Below are 16646 nucleotides of genomic sequence, written 5' to 3'. Positions count from 1 at the left end.
TTTAGATCTGGGATGTAAAACTCCACTTCAAGAAAAAGAGGGCAGCGCTAAGCGCTGCCCTCTTTTTCTTGAAGTGAGGTTGCTAGGGCCGAAGCTATACCCGACATTCCGCCCTTTCCACTAGCACATTAACTATTAACGACGAAGCAATCAGCCCCATAGCGTCTTCCCCAAACCTATTGAGAATGAAACGATTCGAAAGAGCATCGATGCTCTTTCGTTCAAGAGAACTAATCAAGAGAACTAATAATGTCTGAAACCCTAGGATCGCGCATCACTAGAACTGACGCGATCGCCCTCCAAGTCCCCAACTTTGAGGGATTTCTATCTCTTGCTCCCCCAATTTAGAGAGTTGAGGCAACATTCCGACCAATTGCATCAGTCCTGTTGAAGTGGATGACGCTCAGAGCTAATCCGTCAACCGTTGTAAATAGCGCTCAATTAATAGAATCGCCACAATATCATCAATGCTGCGGGGTGGCGTCCGCATTCCTTCCGGGACAAGCCGGGTTAGACCCGTCGGTGGATACATCTGCCAGTAGCGATCGCGCGCCTCCAGAGAACTATGCCGCTCATCGACCATGACCACCCGCAACGGCTCCCCCAATTCATCTCCTAATTTCCGCTTCCACGCTTTGGAAGAGGTTTGATCCCCCATCACCAAGAGCGAAATCGGAAACCGTTGACGCAGCGATTTGATCGTGGCGATCGCACCTTCTGCCGTGACGACCTCGTGATAATACAGCCGCCGATCAACGCCCATCACCGCCAACCCGCACTTCTGCCGCCCCGGATCAAACCCCAAAATCACAGGTTGATCCAGCCCCGTCTGTTCTCCCTTCTCCATCGCTTTCCAACTGTCCATGACTACACTGTCCATGACTACGACGTTTTCAGTACCACTTGACCGTTTTGAATCACCACTAATCCTATTTTGAGCGGTCCTACTGTGTACGTTACATCGGATGCCACTGCCCGGAGTTCTACCGGAGTCTGAAATTGGCGCAGTTGCTCTATAAAGCCTGATAACGACTCTAGGTTTTCAATCTGAACGCTATCGTTGATTACGCCTGCCCGTTTCGCGCGGAAATTGGAGAAGGCGAGCAGTTGCTCGATGCTTTGCTGGAACTGATCAGGCGTCAGCTTTGAGGGTTCAATGGACTTAGACGCCACCACATCCCCCTCTAAAAACACGACCCGATTTGGAACAGCACTGGCAAAGACAGAAACAGGTCGCCGTTCGCCCCGGACATAGTTAGCGTCCGCCGCGATCCTCACCACGTAGTCTTGACCATCATTAATCGTTTTAATCAGACGCTCCACATCGGCGGTCTTAATCAGAACGATCTGCTCTTCCGTCGTGGAACCAGGTTGAATCAACTGCCACGCCGCTCGATTTGCTTCTTTTAGCAAGCGATCGACGGCGGCTTTGGCAGCAGCCGGATCAACTACGCGCAGCACGCCCGCCGATAGCACCTGGTTCCGCAGAATTGCCAAATATCCGCCGCGAATCAGTTGGGCTTCTTGCTCAGACTGCTGAACCGCTTCGGCTAAGAGCGCTTGTTGAGATGCCAGTTGTCGAAGTTGAATTTCGCGCTGGGCAATCACGCGATCGCGCTCAGCAATTTCGCGATCGCGCCTCTGAAGCTCGCTCGTCCGCTCCGCAATTTGGCTATCGCGCTCGGCAATTTGCGCTTTGACGGCATCGCGTTGAGCAATCAGAGTTTTTTGCTCGCCCTGCAACTGGTTAATCTCCGATCGCAGCGTTTCAGCCTGCGCAGAGACGGCATTGAGTTGACCGCGAATCACATCCCGCTGCGCCTCAGCCGTTCTGAGCTGCTCGTTGGTCTGTCTCTGCTTTTCAAGGGACTGCTTCAGAGATTCATTAATGCGATTGAGTTGCCCTTCCGCTTGTGTCCGCTGGGCGCGGGTGCGCTCAAGTTCATCCTCGACCTTACTCTTCTGTTGATTGGTAATTTTTAGATCATCTGAGTTTTGCCGTAAGGCTCGATTTTGCTCCCGGACTTTCTTTTGCAAGTCGTTGAAATCGAGCAGCATGTCACGAAACTGGCGGCTACTCGCAAACAAGATGCCAAACGTCGAGGCGGAAATTAACGTTCCGGTCAAGATGGTCACGACTGTTGCCGTGCGCTTAGGCCGCAGATTAAACAAGCTAAGCCGCGCCTTTCCAACTTTGGTGCCGATGCGATCGCCAACGGTTGCGATCAGCCCGCCCAAAATCAAAACTGCAAAAATCAGAATTAGCCCTATGTCGGACATTGATGCTCCAAAACGCTCGGCTTAGTTCACTCGACAAGCAGGACTCCGCATCTATTATGCCTGCGGAACGGATATGTCTGCTGCGAAGAAAATGTGTGATTTGGAGCGAGGGCAGAGAAAGTTTAAGTAAACTGCTGGCTTAACGTGACCGGATTGTGAACGGTGATCTTTTTCTTGTGAATCGAGATCATGTTATCTTGCCGCAAATCTCCTAATAAGCGGGTGACGGTCACGCGAGTGGAGCCGATCGCTTCTGCGATCGCTTGATGCGACAGTTTGAGATCAATCGTGATCCCTTCTTGAGACGGTACACCAAAATCGCGGCAGAGAATCAACAAAAAGCTGACCAACCGCGATCCCATATCTCGGTGTGCCAACGTTTCGATCATCATCTCGGTTTGTAGAATGCGAGATGACAGTCCTTTCAGCAGCATCATTGAGAGGTCTGGGTTGTCTTTCAGGGCTTTCTCGACCTGCTCGATGGGCACTGATAGCAACTCTGCTGGAGTGAACGCCACGGCATGATAGAAGCGATCGGCGCGTTGACCCGTAATCAGGGACAGCACCCCAAACACGCTGTTCTCTCTCAGCAGGGCCACTGTGATTTCCTCGCCTGCCTCGTACACGCGCGAGAGCTTGACGGCTCCTTTCTGCAAGAAGTAAACTCGCTCCGCCGGATCACCCGGAAAGAAAATAGTTTTGCCACGCTCAAATGTTTCTACAACGGGGGGGTATGCCCCTCCACCGATTTGGCGAAATAACGATGCAAGCGGTCTCTCTTTGGTCACTATCATTTCTTCCCTTTATCGTCACTCAGACGTTCTTTTAGCAACTATTAGACTCACAGGTGAGCAAAATTTTCTATTAAAACCCCTTTAGAAAATTGTTCTATTGAGGCGAAGCATTGTAAGCGAAGTCTTTGTAGACAATTGATGACTTTAGAACACTTAAACTGACTGCAAACGCAGGTTTTGTGCCTCGTTATACATTTCTGCTTATATTTTAAGAATTTTAGAAAATCTCTGTTATTTCCTCAACAAAAGATTGACTCGTATTGAACGCTGTTTGAGGAGATTAGTCAATCATTTTGACCGCATGCTAGCGCAAAGCGGACTGGAGAGAGGGAGTCCTGATCTGCACCTGGCAGTGAAGAGGTAGATTTCGGTTTGGATAAGTTCCAGAAGTATGTGCGATCGCACGTTGAAGCGATGCGATCGCACATACTTCCACTCTAATCATTCAACGGCTGCTTTTGCACTAGCTCCATTTTTCGCAGCAGGCAGCTTGGTCTTCATCTCACTGACACTGGTCGGAACGGTAGGAACGTTGCGTGATGAAGTTCTCTGCCCCTTCGCTCGTTGCTTTCCTCCTGCCATCCGATATTCTCGGCTGTCTTCGCCATAGCGAGCAACCACATTCGTCATCAACCGCTTGGACAGGTCCTGTAAAGATTGCTCCATCAGTTCAACTTCTCGTTGAGCATCGTCTACTTGCGACAGCAGGATGTTGTAGGTAGCAAGTTTCTGACGCATTTGATCAATCAGGTCGGCATAAGCTTGCACAGTCACTCCGTTACCAAAGTCAAGAAAGCGATCGATGGACTGCAACGATTCCATTTGCCGCTCTGAGTTTGACAAGGTAGATGAGTTTCGTTTGGGTCGAGACATCTCTTTTTTCTGAGTAAAGAATGCTCTCACCGTAACGACGGACAAACTCACTGTTCACCGTGAATGTAAGGAAATTTTAGCGATCGTTGGTAGTGCAAAGGCAGGGTCAACCGTGAATTCCCAAAGTATTTTTCAGCCCCACGGGACGTTTGGGGCAAAAGTCGCGAGGTTTGAGCCAAACGGAGCTTGATCCATAGATGACCTCCAGGGGTTTAACAAAAAGGTCGCGACTTAATCAATCAACCTAGCTCCGTTGATAGATTAGCTCCAGAGGTTTGAGAAAAAGGTCGCGACAATCATGATGGATCTAGCTCCGTTGATAGATAACCTCCAGAGGTTTAACAAAAAGGTCGCGACCTTATCTATAAATGAAAAGCGGTTTGAGAAAAGGTAAGGCGTCTCTTTTGGTTTTTTGGGTGGGAGCGATCGTAGTTCCATCTCTGCATTAGTCCAATCACTTCAATAAGAATCTGAGTTTGCAAGAAACGGACTTTTCTTAGGAGAAAACACTCAGCATTAGCTCCTGCATCTCCAGTCGAAGGATATTATGCAGAAGTGGTGTCGGGATAAGTACCTCAAAATAGGGTCTTAGGCAGAAATTTTCAGTCTAAATAGTAGTTAGCTTGTTTATGTCATAGGTGGTGAGGGTAGTTTAGAGATATCTGTTGATGTTGAATGTTTTCAATTCTTCAACTGGTATGTGAGAAACAAGGCATGGACACAAAGAGGCTATTGGAACTATACGGTTCTGGAGAACGCGATTTTCACGGTATCGCTATAGATAAGGCAGATTTGAGTGGGCAGATTTTAAAGAAAGCAATTCTTGATCGAGCTAAGCTATATTTTGCTGATATGGCGGGTGTGAATTTAAGAGCTGCAAGTCTCAAAGTGGCTAGTCTGAATTATGCAAATTTAAGCAATGCCAATTTGCGAGGAGCAAATCTACAAGGGGCAGATTTGAGAAGAGCGAATTTAAGTGGAGCTAACTTCAAGGGAGCCGACTTGCGAAGAACATATTTAGGACAAGCTAATTTGAGAGGAGCAAATCTAGAAAACGCAAATTTGAGTGAAGCTGATATTTGGGATGTTGACCTCACTGGTGCAAACCTGTTTGAAACAAAACTGAAGAAAGTCCATTTCAGAAATGCTTGTCTTTTCCAAGGCGCTAACGTTGAAAAAGCAAGGTTGGGAGAAGCTTGGGGGCTTTCAGAGGCGGAGAAGCAGGATTTAATTGCACGAGGAGCTATCATCGAGTCTTTAAAGGTGACAATACTTTCGGATGCCGAAATTATCAAGATGTGGCTCAGTGAACAACGTATAGATGCGATTAGAGAATATCGACGCTCACACAATGTAGGCTTGCACGAAGCATTTGATACTTTACAGAAGCTTGCAACAAATCATCAATAAAGTAGAGTGTGCTGGTGTGGCGACACAAGCTAACAATCTCAATGCACTGGAACAATGTCAATTGATCGGTAAGTTGCAAAGGTTATCTGTGTCCGGTGATTGCGAACGTTAGGCAGCTTCTCGTTCTATGTAGGGACAGTAATCAGAAGGTTGCCTGTAGAGTGACTTCAGTCCAAAATATACTTAAAATCACTTCTTACTGCCAATGTCAGACAGCCGGATTCATCTCGTTAACAGTCAAACTGGAGATGTCTTTCCGGCTGCTCCTGATGGAAGTGTGTTATTTTCCAGCGTGAATGCAGGTTGGCAGGGAATCACGGTTGAATTTCACCGAATTTCATCATTTGAACTACCCGAACACTATATCGATGGACATCGTTTGGCGGTCAACATTGGTCAACCTGTTCACTACGAATGGAAAGAGGGCAGGCATTGGCGACAAACGACTTTGAATCCAGGTGATTTTTGCTTACAGACACACGGCGATATCAACTTTCCTCGATGGTGGGGAAACTTTGAATTTTTGGCGATCGCCCTTGACTCTCAATTTGTTCGCCAAGCGTTTCAAGATACGGGTGCCTCAGAAAACATTGGTTTTCTAACCCGTCGAGGTGAAGCTGATACAACAATTGCTGATTTTACTCATCGCTTTAAAGCAGAATTAGCTTCTGGAAGCTACTGTGGCACGCTTTACGGTGAATCGCTTGCGGTCGCCTTTGCCCTTCATCTGATTGAGCATCACAGCAGCTGCCCTCAAAAACTGCGTAAAGCTTCTGGAAAGCTTTCGTCACAGCAGCTAAAGCAGATTATTGAATACGTTCATGAACATCTAAGCGAGGAGTTGAGTCTCGTTGACTTAGCCAAACAAATGAACCTGAGCGCATTTCACTTTGCGCGTCTGTTCAAAAATTCGTTGGGACTTTCCCCACATCAATATCTATTGCAAAACCGAGTCGAGCGTGCCAAGAAGCTGATTGCGATTGCGGGTAAACCCGATTTAACCGATATTGGGTTGCAGGTAGGCTTCTACGACCAAGCGCATTTTACCAAAGCCTTTAAGCGAGTCGTCGGCATTCCACCTAAAAGCTTCCTCAAGCAGGTCGCAAGCTAAGCAAGATTTTACAATTTTTCGACACGGCTGTTTCGATAAGCTGTTCTCAGAGTTTAGGAGAAGCGAACTAATGAAGAAGCTAAATCGTTCACGTCGTGGATTAATCAAAGGTGCTGCCTTGGCTGCAACTGGAATGACACTAGGAGCAGGACTATCCCCTTTACGAACCCAACAAGCAACAGCACAGGCTCCCGCTCAGCCTGATGCACAGCCTCAGCCCTCCAGCACACTTCCTTTGTCTGGAAAGGTCGCATTCGTTACTGGAGCGGCACGAGGGATTGGACGGGCAATTTCAGAAGTTTTCGCAATGAATGGTGCCGATGTTGCCATGTTGGATATTGCCGAGCCTTCTCGTTTGAACTCTTCACAGGGTTATCGTGTTGCCAACAGAGATGAGTTCAATGCAGCCGTTGCTTCTGTCAAGCAATACGGCACAAAGGTTCTGCTAATTCAGGTGGATGTTCGCGATCTAGCAGCAATGCAATCTGCGGCAGAACGCACGAACCGCGAATTGGGTGGCATTGATATTGTCGTTGCCAATGCAGGTTATGTGGCATGGCACAGCTTTGAGGATGGCACCCCTCAACTCTGGCACGATGTATTCGATGTCAATGTTCACGGGGTTTTCAATACAGCAAAAGCTGCCATTCCGTTTCTCAAGCAGCGGGGTGGTGGACGCATCATCAATATGGCATCTGTGGGGGGCAGGGCTGGATTTGCTGGAAACGGTGCTTATACATCGACGAAGTGGGCTGTGATTGGGATGACTAAGCAAGCCGCTCAAGAGTTGGGGCAATACAACATCACAGTGAACGCGATCGCGCCAGGTGCAGTCAACACGGCAATGTATCGTAGCGAGGGACAGATGCGATCAATGGGTGTTTCCACTCCAGCGCAACAGGACGCGCTAATTAATCCAGTGAGTCCACTGGGCAATGCTGGAGCGATTGAGCCAGAGGATATTGCCCAAACAGCACTTTTCCTGGCAAGCAATGCAGCAAAAACAATTTCAGGAACGACGATCGATAATGCACTGGGCTTCAATGCGAGCTATACAGCGTGAGCCTCGTTTCTTGGATGTCGAGTATATTTAGTAGCTACTGCCTAACAATTGCGTTGCAGCGGCGGACGAAAGATTTTGGTCTAAATCTAAATATAGAAGCTACTACCTCCGCTGAACGCAGCCGTTATGCCGCAAGTTCTTGGTAGGGTGAGCAGCAAAAGCATACTTGTGAGCGTTCAATGCTCCTGTAGCTGGCGTTCAAGTTCATCGCAAATTGCTAGGTCTATCAGAACAGTCTTTGAAGTTCCTTGGTCTTAATTAAGGTGGGTTCAAACGAAGAATAATCCGTAGCATGAAGGCTTTGTATGCCGATTCCGAATGCAGAGAATGCAGTTGTTGACATTCGTAAACTACGCGACTACTGCCTTAATCTGGAACACGATGACGGCAAGCACAAAGCTCGGCTATTCTTCTCGATTCTTGGGATGACGGCTGATAATGCTGAGGAATTACGTCAAATTCTCCTTGAGGTCGCCAAAGTTCAGGAAGCCCAGTTGGGAAAACGGGATAAGTTTGGACAACGGTACACCCTAGACTTCATAATCGAATGGCAAAATAGAAGCGCAACCCTTCGGAGTGGCTGGATCATTGAGCATGGCTCAGAGTTTCCAAAATTAACGACCTGTTATCCTCTGTAATCAACAGAGGTAATAAGCATGATGAATAATACAGTTAAGTTGCTAGATGTTGTTGCCCTGATCGTTGACCTTCCTCAATACAATTTGTGGTGTGGACAGGTTGGAACGGTCGTTGAGACACTAGCGGAAGGTGCCGCATTTGAAGTTGAATTCAGCGATCGTAATGGACGTACTTATGAGTCTTTAGGATTGCGTCCAGAGCAAATCATAGTTCTACACTTTGAGCCAATATCGCCTAATGAAAAAACTGACATGATAACAGCGTAAGCAGCACAACAATCCAAATGCAGCAGACTAACGAAAACTTCTGGTGCTGAGTTCAAGGTTATCTGCCGTCGCTGATTTGCGCCGTTGTCTTGCCTACGTTACAGGTAGTGGCAGTAGTTTGAAAATTATCTATCAGAATTCAAATTTAAGTTGCGTTTAGAAGTGTTAGTAAGGCAACGATTTGAAGGGTATGGTTTCTTGTTCGGGAACAGGAACAACCCGGTTCGGGAGAGCCGAACTACAAAAATTGACTTACCCGTTAATGTGAAATTAAATCATCAATTGATGATTTTAATTGAACAAAACAACGATGACTTCAGAGGTGAATTGTATGGCTCTCATTCAATGGCAACCTTTCCAAGAAATCGAAAGCTTACAACGCGACATGAACCGTTTATTCGATCGCTTAGTTACCACGGATGGAGAAAGCAATCGTCCCGCCTTCATCCCCGCAGCAGAAATTGAGGAAACGTCTGATGCAATTCAGTTAAGCCTGGAAGTTCCAGGAATGGATGCAAAGGATATTGATGTACAAGTTTCCGCTGAAGCAGTTTCGATTAGCGGCGATCGCAAAGAAGAAACTAAGACTGAAGAGAAAGGAATGACCCGCACAGAATTTCACTACGGTCGATTCCAGCGTGTAATTCCTCTACCCACCCGCATCGAGAATACAAACGTCAAAGCTGATTACAAGGACGGCATTTTGAAACTCACACTTCCCAAAGCTGAGGAAGAGAAAAACAAAATCGTCAAGGTAAACCTCAGCTAGTTCTCACAAATGCTTAGTCCTGGCTAATAGTCAGGACTAAGCATTCATCATTTTTTACTCCTAACAACTTGCCTAGCTGAAGCACATAAAAATTGATTGAAAATGGATTGGAGTTCTTGGTTCACTAAGGATACAATTGTTCGCAATCTAGAAGGATTTCAAAACTTTATTGTTGTTTCACTTTGTATTGGCTTATTTTGCGCGATGCTGATTCGGCTGGGTGAGATGTATGTCTCTCTTCTGAACCCTCTGAACTTCAAGCTCATTACATCGGATATTTTATTTATTCTGATTTTGGTTGAATTGTTCCGGCTGTTGATTGTTTACCTCAAAGAGCAGCGCATTTCAGCCGGAACCGCTGTAGAGGTTTCCCTTGTCTCAGCATTGCGTGAGGTTATTTTACAAGGTGTGCTAGAAATTCCACTCGGTCAATTGCTGGGTATATGCGCGTTCCTCAGCGTTCTGGGCGGGTTATTGCTTCTACGAGTTTGGATGTTCCAGCGCTTGAATTCCCTAGATTCAATTGACCTCCACGAATCTAGCAGGATGTGAAAGGTTGTAGTTCAAGAAGCCAGCAATGAGATGATCAATTGACCCTTTTGCTGACCCTACAACATCAGCAACAGGGTCAATGTAGCGGAGCAGAAGAGTGAGAACCTTCTCATCGTTCAAGTTCTTATCGTTCAAGCTCTCTCATCGCCGCTCAACTGTGTCGTTAAGCCGCTTCGTTTTTGTTGGTGGGACAGAGTTGAGAAGCGAAAAGAGTGAATTCCGCGATCGCTTCAACCCTGCCAAACCCAGTTTCCTTCGAGTAATCGCTTCTACCCAACCCGTCCCAGCGATCGCGCAATGTTTAACTGACTCATCCTTTCCTGCTATCCTCATAATTGCTCTCCACTCAGACTGTCATGCTAGACCTGACCGGAAAAAATGCCCTCGTCACCGGAATTGCAAACAATCGCTCGATCGCGTGGGGGATTGCCCAACAGTTGCACAAAGCAGGGGCAAATCTTGGCATTACCTATTTGCCCGATGAGAAAGGCAAAATGGAAAAAAAGGTCGCAGAACTTGTAGAACCGCTCCAACCAAGCCTATTTCTGCCGCTCAACGTACAAGATGAAGCGCAAGTGCAGTCAACCTTCAAGACGGTAGGCGATAAATGGGGCAAGTTAGATATCTTGATTCACTGTCTTGCGTTTGCCAGTCGAGACGATTTGACAGGCGACTTTAGCGGCACAAGTCGCGCCGGATTCACAACAGCATTAGATATCAGCGCCTATTCCTTGATTCAAATGGCAGGCGCAGCGAAATCGTTGATGACAGACGGCGGCAGCATTGTCACGCTCACGTATTTAGGCGGCGTCAAAGTCATTCCAAACTACAACGTAATGGGAATTGCAAAAGCGGCGTTGGAGATGAATGTCCGTTATCTCGCATCTGAGCTAGGTCCAAACAATATTCGCGTGAACGCCATCTCAGCCGGCCCGATTCGGACATTGGCATCATCAGCGGTGGGTGGCATTCTAGACATGATTCATCACGTCGAAGCCGTTGCACCGTTGCGCCGGACTGTGACCCAAACCGAAGTTGGAAATACGGCGGCATTCCTCTGTAGCGACCTATCGAGCGGCATTACCGGACAAGTTGTGTACGTCGATGCTGGATACGAAATTATGGGGATGAGCGGAGCGAAAGCGGACGCATAATATCTCCTCAAACTGTCCGGTCTCCTAGCTGTGATCCTAGCACTTGACTAAAATCGCGTTAATTTCGAGGGATGACCGTGGCATTGAGAAAAAGTGCGATCGGCGCAGAGCATCGCTCTACAGCAATCGCTAACATTCTCAAGTTTCGTGTTTCAATCCCAATTTGTTGCTGGGACAACTTCGCCCAGCAACTGTGATACGCCTGCGTCAAGGGAAGAAGCGTCAAGGTGTGAATCATTGGGGCGATCTTGCTCTGATTTGCACCCCTTCGTTGCCGACTTCAATTTAGACTCGCATCCCAATCTACACACATCTCACACAGTTCCGTCCATCCGCTTTCGCCAGATATAGGGCGTGATCAACCACTTGCACGAGAGACTCCCTGGTTCCACCATTGTCGGGGAATAAGCCTACGCCCAGCGAAAGTGTAGTGCAGATTGTTGCAGATCCAAACTTCATCCGCATCGCTTGAAAGGATAGCCGAATCTGTTCAGCACGCTGGTAAGCGTCCTTCATCGCCACTGTAGGCAGGGCCAATACAAATTCTTCACCGCCATAGCGACACGCGATATCACCCTGTTGACTGTGATGGCGAAGCAACTTGCCAAACTCTTGTAGGACAAGATCGCCACCCTGATGCCCATAGGTATCATTGATTTGCTTGAAAAAATCAATGTCCATCAGGATAACAGCGACGCTGTAAGATTCCCGAGCGGCTCGTGTCAACTCTTGAGAGAGCATCTCCTCAAAATAACGTCGATTAAATAAGCCCGTAAGCCCATCGCGGATTGCCTGTTCACGCAGCTGAGTTTGCAATTTTTGGATCTCGCGTAGTTGTTCTTGCAACCGTTCGTTGACCTGCCGCAGATCGAATTCGCTTTGGTGCTGTTGGGTAACATCACGCAAGACAAGCAGCCGCCCAGTTGACCGTTTACGGCGATCGCGTAAGGGTGTAATTCGTAACTCCACATAGCAAGACGCGACCGCGTCAATCCACAACTCTGTCTTCACTACTTCAGGCGCATAGAGAAGCTGAACGATATCTTGCCATCTTGAGAATACCTGCCTGAGCGGTTGACCAATGCAGCGTGCTGTTGTCCCAATGAGGCGCTGTGCTGCTGGATTAATGTCAACAATGCGATTTTGCAAATCTAGAACGAGAACACCATCAGACATGCTCTCGATCAAGGTGTCTCGTGCCACAGGCACAAGGTCAAACAGGCGAAAGCGAAAGAGCGTCACAAAATAAATGGTTCCTGCTAGCAAAAAACTCATGGGGGTGATGTTCAAACCAGGAGGCGTAAGATCTAGCATATATAAAGTAGCTCCTAGCATCGGGACGATCGCCCCTGCCAACACCATGCTAGACTGCTGCCGATGGAGAAGCGACGGACGCAGAGCCGCGTTAACGAGTAGCAGTGAACCTGCGAGTGTATAAACGTAAACGCATGTCATCACCCAGTAGAACCCTAGACCGTGCTGGTAAATAACTTGGTTGGTGCTATGGGAGCAGGGCAAAACTCCGATCCAAACTAACCGATGCTGTTCATTGGTTCCAACTAACCCCACATTAAAAATGGGAAGTATGCACAGCAATACGATGTTTTTGGAGGTTAACCACTGCCTTCGGTGCGTGAAATGTATAGCAAAGATCAGGAAAAGCGTAATTACACTACCAGAGGCAACGTACTCTAACTTCGACCAAAAGATTTTGTGAGGTAGGGCGATTGCAGCAGCCTCTAGGGCAGCAACAATGGCATAGCTAGCAATGGACAGCATCAACAGAATGAACGGTATACTGGCAGAACATGCGGTACGCCTTCGCCAAGCTAAGATCGCAACCGCAGCAGCGATCAACGCCGTGAGGATGAGGATGGCAAAATAGGGATTATTCTGAAAAAGCATGGTGCTGCTAAATTCTAGGGATGCCTCTAACGTTGAGATTTGATATTAAGGTTCGGATGATTGGGATTGTTAGAAAACAAGGCAAAAAACTCTTAGAAGCGTTACGCAGTAGCCATTTTGGGCGATTTCTGTTGAAGCCGTTGTGATTCTTATTTATCAAGGATTTCAACCATTTTTCCCATTGTTGATCTGATAATTCTATTATTTATCGTTCTAGAGCAAATTTCGCGTCCTCTCTTGGCAAAACCTGCGCTCTTCTGCTCGCTGAGGTCTCTCCTCAAAAAGTTACGACGTGTAGGCTAATCCTTCTAAAACAGTTCAATTTAATTACTCGCAGATTGCTCACCAAAACAAAGTAGTTCACATTCTGGACTTAGCGTGGTGTACGTGCTGTCATCGGTTAGAATTCTTCTTTCTTTGATTGGACTCAGCCTAACTCTCGCCATTGCACAGATAATAGAAAGTGCCGTTCTAGATGAGTGCCCCTTTATGCAAACCAGTGATCGTCCCCAGACTTCTCCCGCCTTTACCGTTGCTCGAACCGCTTCTGTCAGTCGTAAAACGGGTGAAACCGATGTTCATGTCAGCGTCAATTTAGACGGGACAGGCCGCTGTACGGCAAACACTGGAGTCCCATTTCTCGATCACATGCTGCACCAGATTTCGTCTCACGGCTTGATCGATTTGGAGGTGCAGGCAACGGGCGATATTGAAATTGATGATCACCACACCAATGAAGATGTGGGCATCACACTGGGCATGGCGTTGGCAAAAGCGGTGGGCGATCGCAAGGGCATTGTCCGCTTTGGTCACTTCGTCGCGCCGCTCGATGAATCGTTGGTTCAAGTCGCACTCGATTTTTCAGGGCGTCCTCATTTGAGCTATGGGTTAGAGATTCCAACACAGCGTGTGGGAACGTATGACACGCAATTAGTTCGTGAATTTTTTGTAGCAATTGTAAATCATTCGCAAATGACGCTGCATCTTCGGCAACTTGACGGCATCAATTCGCATCATATTATTGAGGCGACGTTTAAGGCATTCGCGCGATCGCTGCGAATGGCAACGGAAATTGATCTGCGTCGCGCTCATGAAATACCCAGTTCAAAAGGTGTGTTGTAGTGCGTCGATTTCTTCTAATAGCGGCTCTGTTGGTGAGTGCTCCTGCGATCGCGTGGGTGTGTGATCTCTCTCCTGTTGCCGCTCAATCCACTTGGAAACGAGTCCTATTTCAAAAAGAAGGCTTTTCGGTAATCGTGCCTGAAATGCCGAAAAGTCGCAAAGAGAAGGGGCTTTCGCTCTACGAAGTTGTCCGGGACAAAGAACAGATGAGATATGCCGTGGGTTATCTTGATCTCGCGATCGCTCCGGGCAATGATCCTAAATTAATCAATGAGGTTTATGAAGGCGTTAGAAAAGGCGCAGAAAGAGATAAAGGAGATTTGGTTGCCTATCGCACGATTGAGCGAAATGGATTTCCGGGTCGAGAAATGACGTTTTTCTTGCCGGATGGCTTTGCGGCTCGGTGGCGAGTCTATGTCGTTAATAAACGAGCTTACTTTCTCAGCGCCACAACTACACGAAAGAATTTACAGACCGATTTGGCAAAAAGTGTAGCAGTTTTTCTCGATTCGTTTCGACTCAATGCAAAGCGTCCTACGCCTCAAAAGCTACCCCGTCAAAGCGTTCCTATCTTGCCCTCGCCAAGTCCAACCCCTTCTCCTACCGTAACGCCGTCTTCAAGTCCAACCCCTTCTCCTACGGCGACCCCCTCTCCCCAAGGCGGACGCTAGACAAGCACGGTGTCTATCCAACGGTGTCTATCCAAGCGCCTGTATTAACTTTTGGGCAGTCTGACCGATTGCCGTCAATTCTACCTGCCGTCCTGTCTCTTGATACGTGAGGCGGATCTCCAGGTAATCGTGGGGTTTGTAGGGTAAGCGTTCTGCCCATTCGATCGCCACGATGCCGGGTTCGACTTCAAGCCCTTCCCAATAGAGTTCTGGGTAGAGAGTGGCAGTTTGCGATCGCTCCAGTCGATACAGGTCAAAGTGATAGAGCGGCACGCGCCCATCCAAGTATTCGTTAATCAGCGTAAAGGTTGGACTTTCGATCGAGTCTTGGATGCCTAAGCCTGAGCCAAGCCCTTGAACTAGCGTAGTTTTACCGCTTCCCAAGTCGCCTTCTAGGAGCAACACAGTTCCTGCTGGGAGCGATCGCCCCAGTTGAATTCCTAAGTAACGGGTTGCTTCTGCATTGGGTAACGTCAAAACGTCCTTCATAAAGTTCTAATCAGAAGTGACTGGCGCGACTAAACCACTTCAACAACACCTTTGCCAAGCGTTGCGAATCGTGGCGGACATATCCGGTTTCTGGATCTTCCATCATGATATTGGCACGAATTGCCCGTCGCCCTAATTGCATCACGGCTTCCGTATCAAATTCTACAGGATAAGATTTTTCCTGAGCGTAGCGCAGCAAGGCTTTAGCAGAGGGCGGATACTTTTGGACCAACACCGCATCAAACAGACGCCGACCGCATACGCGATCAATCGCGCGAATATGATCGGCAACCGTGTAATCGTCTGTTTCTCCCGGCTGAGTCATGATGTTACAGACATAGATACAGGGGACTTCCCGTGCAGCGATCGCATCAGCAATATCGGGCACTAACAGATTGGGAATCACGCTCGTGTAGAGGCTTCCAGGACCCACGATAATATAGTCTGCATCCGCGATCGCCGAGACCGCTTTTGGTACAGCCGGAGGGTTTTCAGGAATGCAGCCAATGTGAACAATCTTTCCGCCTGCTTCGGTAATATTCGACTCGCCTTCGATCCGGCGTCCGTCAGAAAGTTCTGCCCACAGCCGGACATCGCTCAGCGTAGCAGGTAGCACTTGACCTTGTACCGCTAACACTTTAGAACTCGCCGCGATCGCTTGCTCAAAATCTCCGGTTATCTCGCTGAGAACCGTGAGAAACAAGTTTCCGAAACTGTGGCCAACCAGTCCGTCTCCCGCTTTAAATCGATATTGAAATAATTCGGTTAACAGTTTTTCTTCATCGGCAAGCGCCGCGATACAGTTGCGAATATCGCCCGGAGGCAACACGCCAATCTCTCGACGCAACCGACCCGAAGAGCCGCCATCATCTGCCACCGTGACGATCGCCGTGATGTTGGCACTCGCTTTTTTCAAGCCCCGTAGCAACGTTGATAGCCCGGTTCCCCCTCCGATCGCAACGATCTTCGCCCCCCGATTGAGCCGACGGTGATGTAGCAGCACATCAATCAGTTCTTCGTCGCGCTCAGGCATCAGCACTTCGGTAATTGACCCAAAGGTGCGAGTCTGACCCCAAAGAATCAGCAGAATGCCAAGCAGTAGTACAAGAGGGCCGCTGATATAGCTGGGAACGACCCGAGTAATCGTTTCTAAGACATCGCTGGCAAACTGGGTGATGTAAAACACGGGCGTGAGCTTCACCCAAATCGCTGCACCGAGAGAAACGAGTAAAACTCCTCCCGCACTAATTAGCATCCAGCGTTTGACCGCCAGCCCTGGAGCCAACCACTTAAACCATTGTCCGACCCAACTTGAGGTAAAAGAGTGAGACTCGTGGCGGAGCGCTCGGACAGCTTGTTTGATGAAACGATTTGTCGTCATGTGGATCGACCTACGGACGATGAATATAGGGGCTGAATACGTGCAGGATAACCTAAGTTGTGCATTCTAATGGCTGAATCTGTCTCAAGGACGTTAGGGTGTGCCTCTAACTAAAGTGAATGACTCCCTAAGGCTCTTCAAAGGTTCTCTAACCGAACTGGAACTTT

The 16646-nt window shown here is 48.1% G+C and carries 18 protein-coding genes; 10 read left to right on the top strand and 8 right to left on the bottom strand.

Annotated elements, in window-relative coordinates:
- Window positions 1-409: 409 nt before the first annotated feature.
- The 4 genes from AC5I6P_RS20805 to AC5I6P_RS20790 all read right to left on the bottom strand — a co-directional run bounded on the left by AC5I6P_RS20805 (window position 410) and on the right by AC5I6P_RS20790 (window position 3947).
- Window positions 410-865, bottom strand: coding sequence for a pre-16S rRNA-processing nuclease YqgF (locus tag AC5I6P_RS20805; RefSeq protein ID WP_495695673.1), 456 nt, complete (start codon window positions 863-865; stop codon window positions 410-412).
- A gap of 17 nt (window positions 866-882) precedes the next feature.
- Window positions 883-2280 carry a DUF3084 domain-containing protein gene (locus tag AC5I6P_RS20800; protein WP_495695672.1) on the bottom strand — a complete coding sequence of 466 codons (1398 nt, stop codon included), beginning with the start codon at window positions 2278-2280 and terminating at the stop codon, window positions 883-885.
- Window positions 2281-2402: 122 nt separating this feature from the next.
- Window positions 2403-3074 carry a global nitrogen regulator NtcA gene (ntcA, locus tag AC5I6P_RS20795; RefSeq protein WP_495695671.1) on the bottom strand — a complete coding sequence of 224 codons (672 nt, stop codon included), beginning with the start codon at window positions 3072-3074 and terminating at the stop codon, window positions 2403-2405.
- A gap of 441 nt (window positions 3075-3515) precedes the next feature.
- Window positions 3516-3947 carry a hypothetical protein gene (locus tag AC5I6P_RS20790; RefSeq protein WP_495695670.1) on the bottom strand — a complete coding sequence of 144 codons (432 nt, stop codon included), beginning with the start codon at window positions 3945-3947 and terminating at the stop codon, window positions 3516-3518.
- A 675-nt stretch (window positions 3948-4622) separates the two neighbouring features.
- Between AC5I6P_RS20790 and AC5I6P_RS20785 the strand changes: the two genes are divergently transcribed.
- From AC5I6P_RS20785 to AC5I6P_RS20755, 7 genes are all read left to right on the top strand, one after another.
- On the top strand, window positions 4623-5357 hold the full coding sequence (locus AC5I6P_RS20785; protein ID WP_495695669.1) for a pentapeptide repeat-containing protein: 735 nt from the start codon (window positions 4623-4625) through the stop codon (window positions 5355-5357).
- Window positions 5358-5562: 205 nt separating this feature from the next.
- Window positions 5563-6468 carry a helix-turn-helix domain-containing protein gene (locus AC5I6P_RS20780; protein ID WP_495695668.1) on the top strand — a complete coding sequence of 302 codons (906 nt, stop codon included), beginning with the start codon at window positions 5563-5565 and terminating at the stop codon, window positions 6466-6468.
- Window positions 6469-6538: 70 nt separating this feature from the next.
- The gene (locus tag AC5I6P_RS20775; protein WP_495695667.1) at window positions 6539-7531 is read left to right on the top strand and encodes an SDR family NAD(P)-dependent oxidoreductase; all 993 of its coding nucleotides are present in this window, start codon (window positions 6539-6541) and stop codon (window positions 7529-7531) included.
- A gap of 305 nt (window positions 7532-7836) precedes the next feature.
- Window positions 7837-8169: a DUF6883 domain-containing protein gene (locus AC5I6P_RS20770; RefSeq protein ID WP_495695666.1), complete on the top strand. Its 333-nt coding sequence runs from the start codon at window positions 7837-7839 to the stop codon at window positions 8167-8169.
- A gap of 18 nt (window positions 8170-8187) precedes the next feature.
- Complete coding sequence (locus AC5I6P_RS20765; protein WP_495695665.1) at window positions 8188-8436, top strand: DUF4926 domain-containing protein; 249 nt, start codon at window positions 8188-8190, stop codon at window positions 8434-8436.
- 331 nt (window positions 8437-8767) lie between these two features.
- Window positions 8768-9205 (top strand): Hsp20/alpha crystallin family protein, encoded by a 438-nt coding sequence (locus tag AC5I6P_RS20760; RefSeq protein ID WP_495695664.1) that lies wholly within the window; start codon window positions 8768-8770, stop codon window positions 9203-9205.
- A gap of 102 nt (window positions 9206-9307) precedes the next feature.
- Window positions 9308-9757 (top strand): phosphate-starvation-inducible PsiE family protein, encoded by a 450-nt coding sequence (locus AC5I6P_RS20755; RefSeq protein ID WP_495695663.1) that lies wholly within the window; start codon window positions 9308-9310, stop codon window positions 9755-9757.
- A gap of 141 nt (window positions 9758-9898) precedes the next feature.
- Here the strand turns inward: AC5I6P_RS20755 and AC5I6P_RS20750 are convergent, their stop codons facing one another.
- Window positions 9899-10090, bottom strand: a complete 192-nt coding sequence (locus AC5I6P_RS20750) for a hypothetical protein (RefSeq protein ID WP_495695662.1) — start codon at window positions 10088-10090, stop codon at window positions 9899-9901.
- 23 nt (window positions 10091-10113) lie between these two features.
- Here AC5I6P_RS20750 and fabI point away from each other — a divergent pair, with 23 nt between their 5' ends.
- Complete coding sequence (gene fabI, locus AC5I6P_RS20745) at window positions 10114-10911, top strand: enoyl-ACP reductase FabI (RefSeq protein ID WP_495695661.1); 798 nt, start codon at window positions 10114-10116, stop codon at window positions 10909-10911.
- Window positions 10912-11214: 303 nt separating this feature from the next.
- On the opposite strand, the gene AC5I6P_RS20740 is transcribed toward fabI, so the two are convergent.
- The gene (locus AC5I6P_RS20740; RefSeq protein WP_495695660.1) at window positions 11215-12816 is read right to left on the bottom strand and encodes a histidine kinase N-terminal 7TM domain-containing diguanylate cyclase; all 1602 of its coding nucleotides are present in this window, start codon (window positions 12814-12816) and stop codon (window positions 11215-11217) included.
- Between the two features lie 489 nt (window positions 12817-13305).
- Between AC5I6P_RS20740 and hisB the strand changes: the two genes are divergently transcribed.
- Window positions 13306-13938: an imidazoleglycerol-phosphate dehydratase HisB gene (hisB, locus tag AC5I6P_RS20735; RefSeq protein ID WP_495695659.1), complete on the top strand. Its 633-nt coding sequence runs from the start codon at window positions 13306-13308 to the stop codon at window positions 13936-13938.
- Window positions 13938-14609: a hypothetical protein gene (locus tag AC5I6P_RS20730; RefSeq protein ID WP_495695658.1), complete on the top strand. Its 672-nt coding sequence runs from the start codon at window positions 13938-13940 to the stop codon at window positions 14607-14609. The genes hisB and AC5I6P_RS20730 overlap by 1 nt, the downstream gene beginning before the upstream one ends.
- Window positions 14610-14636: 27 nt before the next feature.
- Here AC5I6P_RS20730 and tsaE read toward each other — a convergent pair whose 3' ends face one another.
- Both tsaE and AC5I6P_RS20720 read right to left on the bottom strand, forming a co-directional pair.
- Window positions 14637-15098 (bottom strand): tRNA (adenosine(37)-N6)-threonylcarbamoyltransferase complex ATPase subunit type 1 TsaE, encoded by a 462-nt coding sequence (gene tsaE / locus AC5I6P_RS20725; RefSeq protein WP_495695657.1) that lies wholly within the window; start codon window positions 15096-15098, stop codon window positions 14637-14639.
- Window positions 15099-15108: 10 nt separating this feature from the next.
- Window positions 15109-16479, bottom strand: a complete 1371-nt coding sequence (locus AC5I6P_RS20720; protein WP_495695656.1) for a gluconeogenesis factor YvcK family protein — start codon at window positions 16477-16479, stop codon at window positions 15109-15111.
- Between the last annotated feature and the right edge of the window lie 167 nt (window positions 16480-16646).

It is taken from the genome of Myxacorys sp. (genome assembly GCF_059501405.1).
The sequence above is the reverse complement of the archived record's forward strand: the minus strand, read 5'-3'. Positions and strand labels throughout refer to the sequence as shown.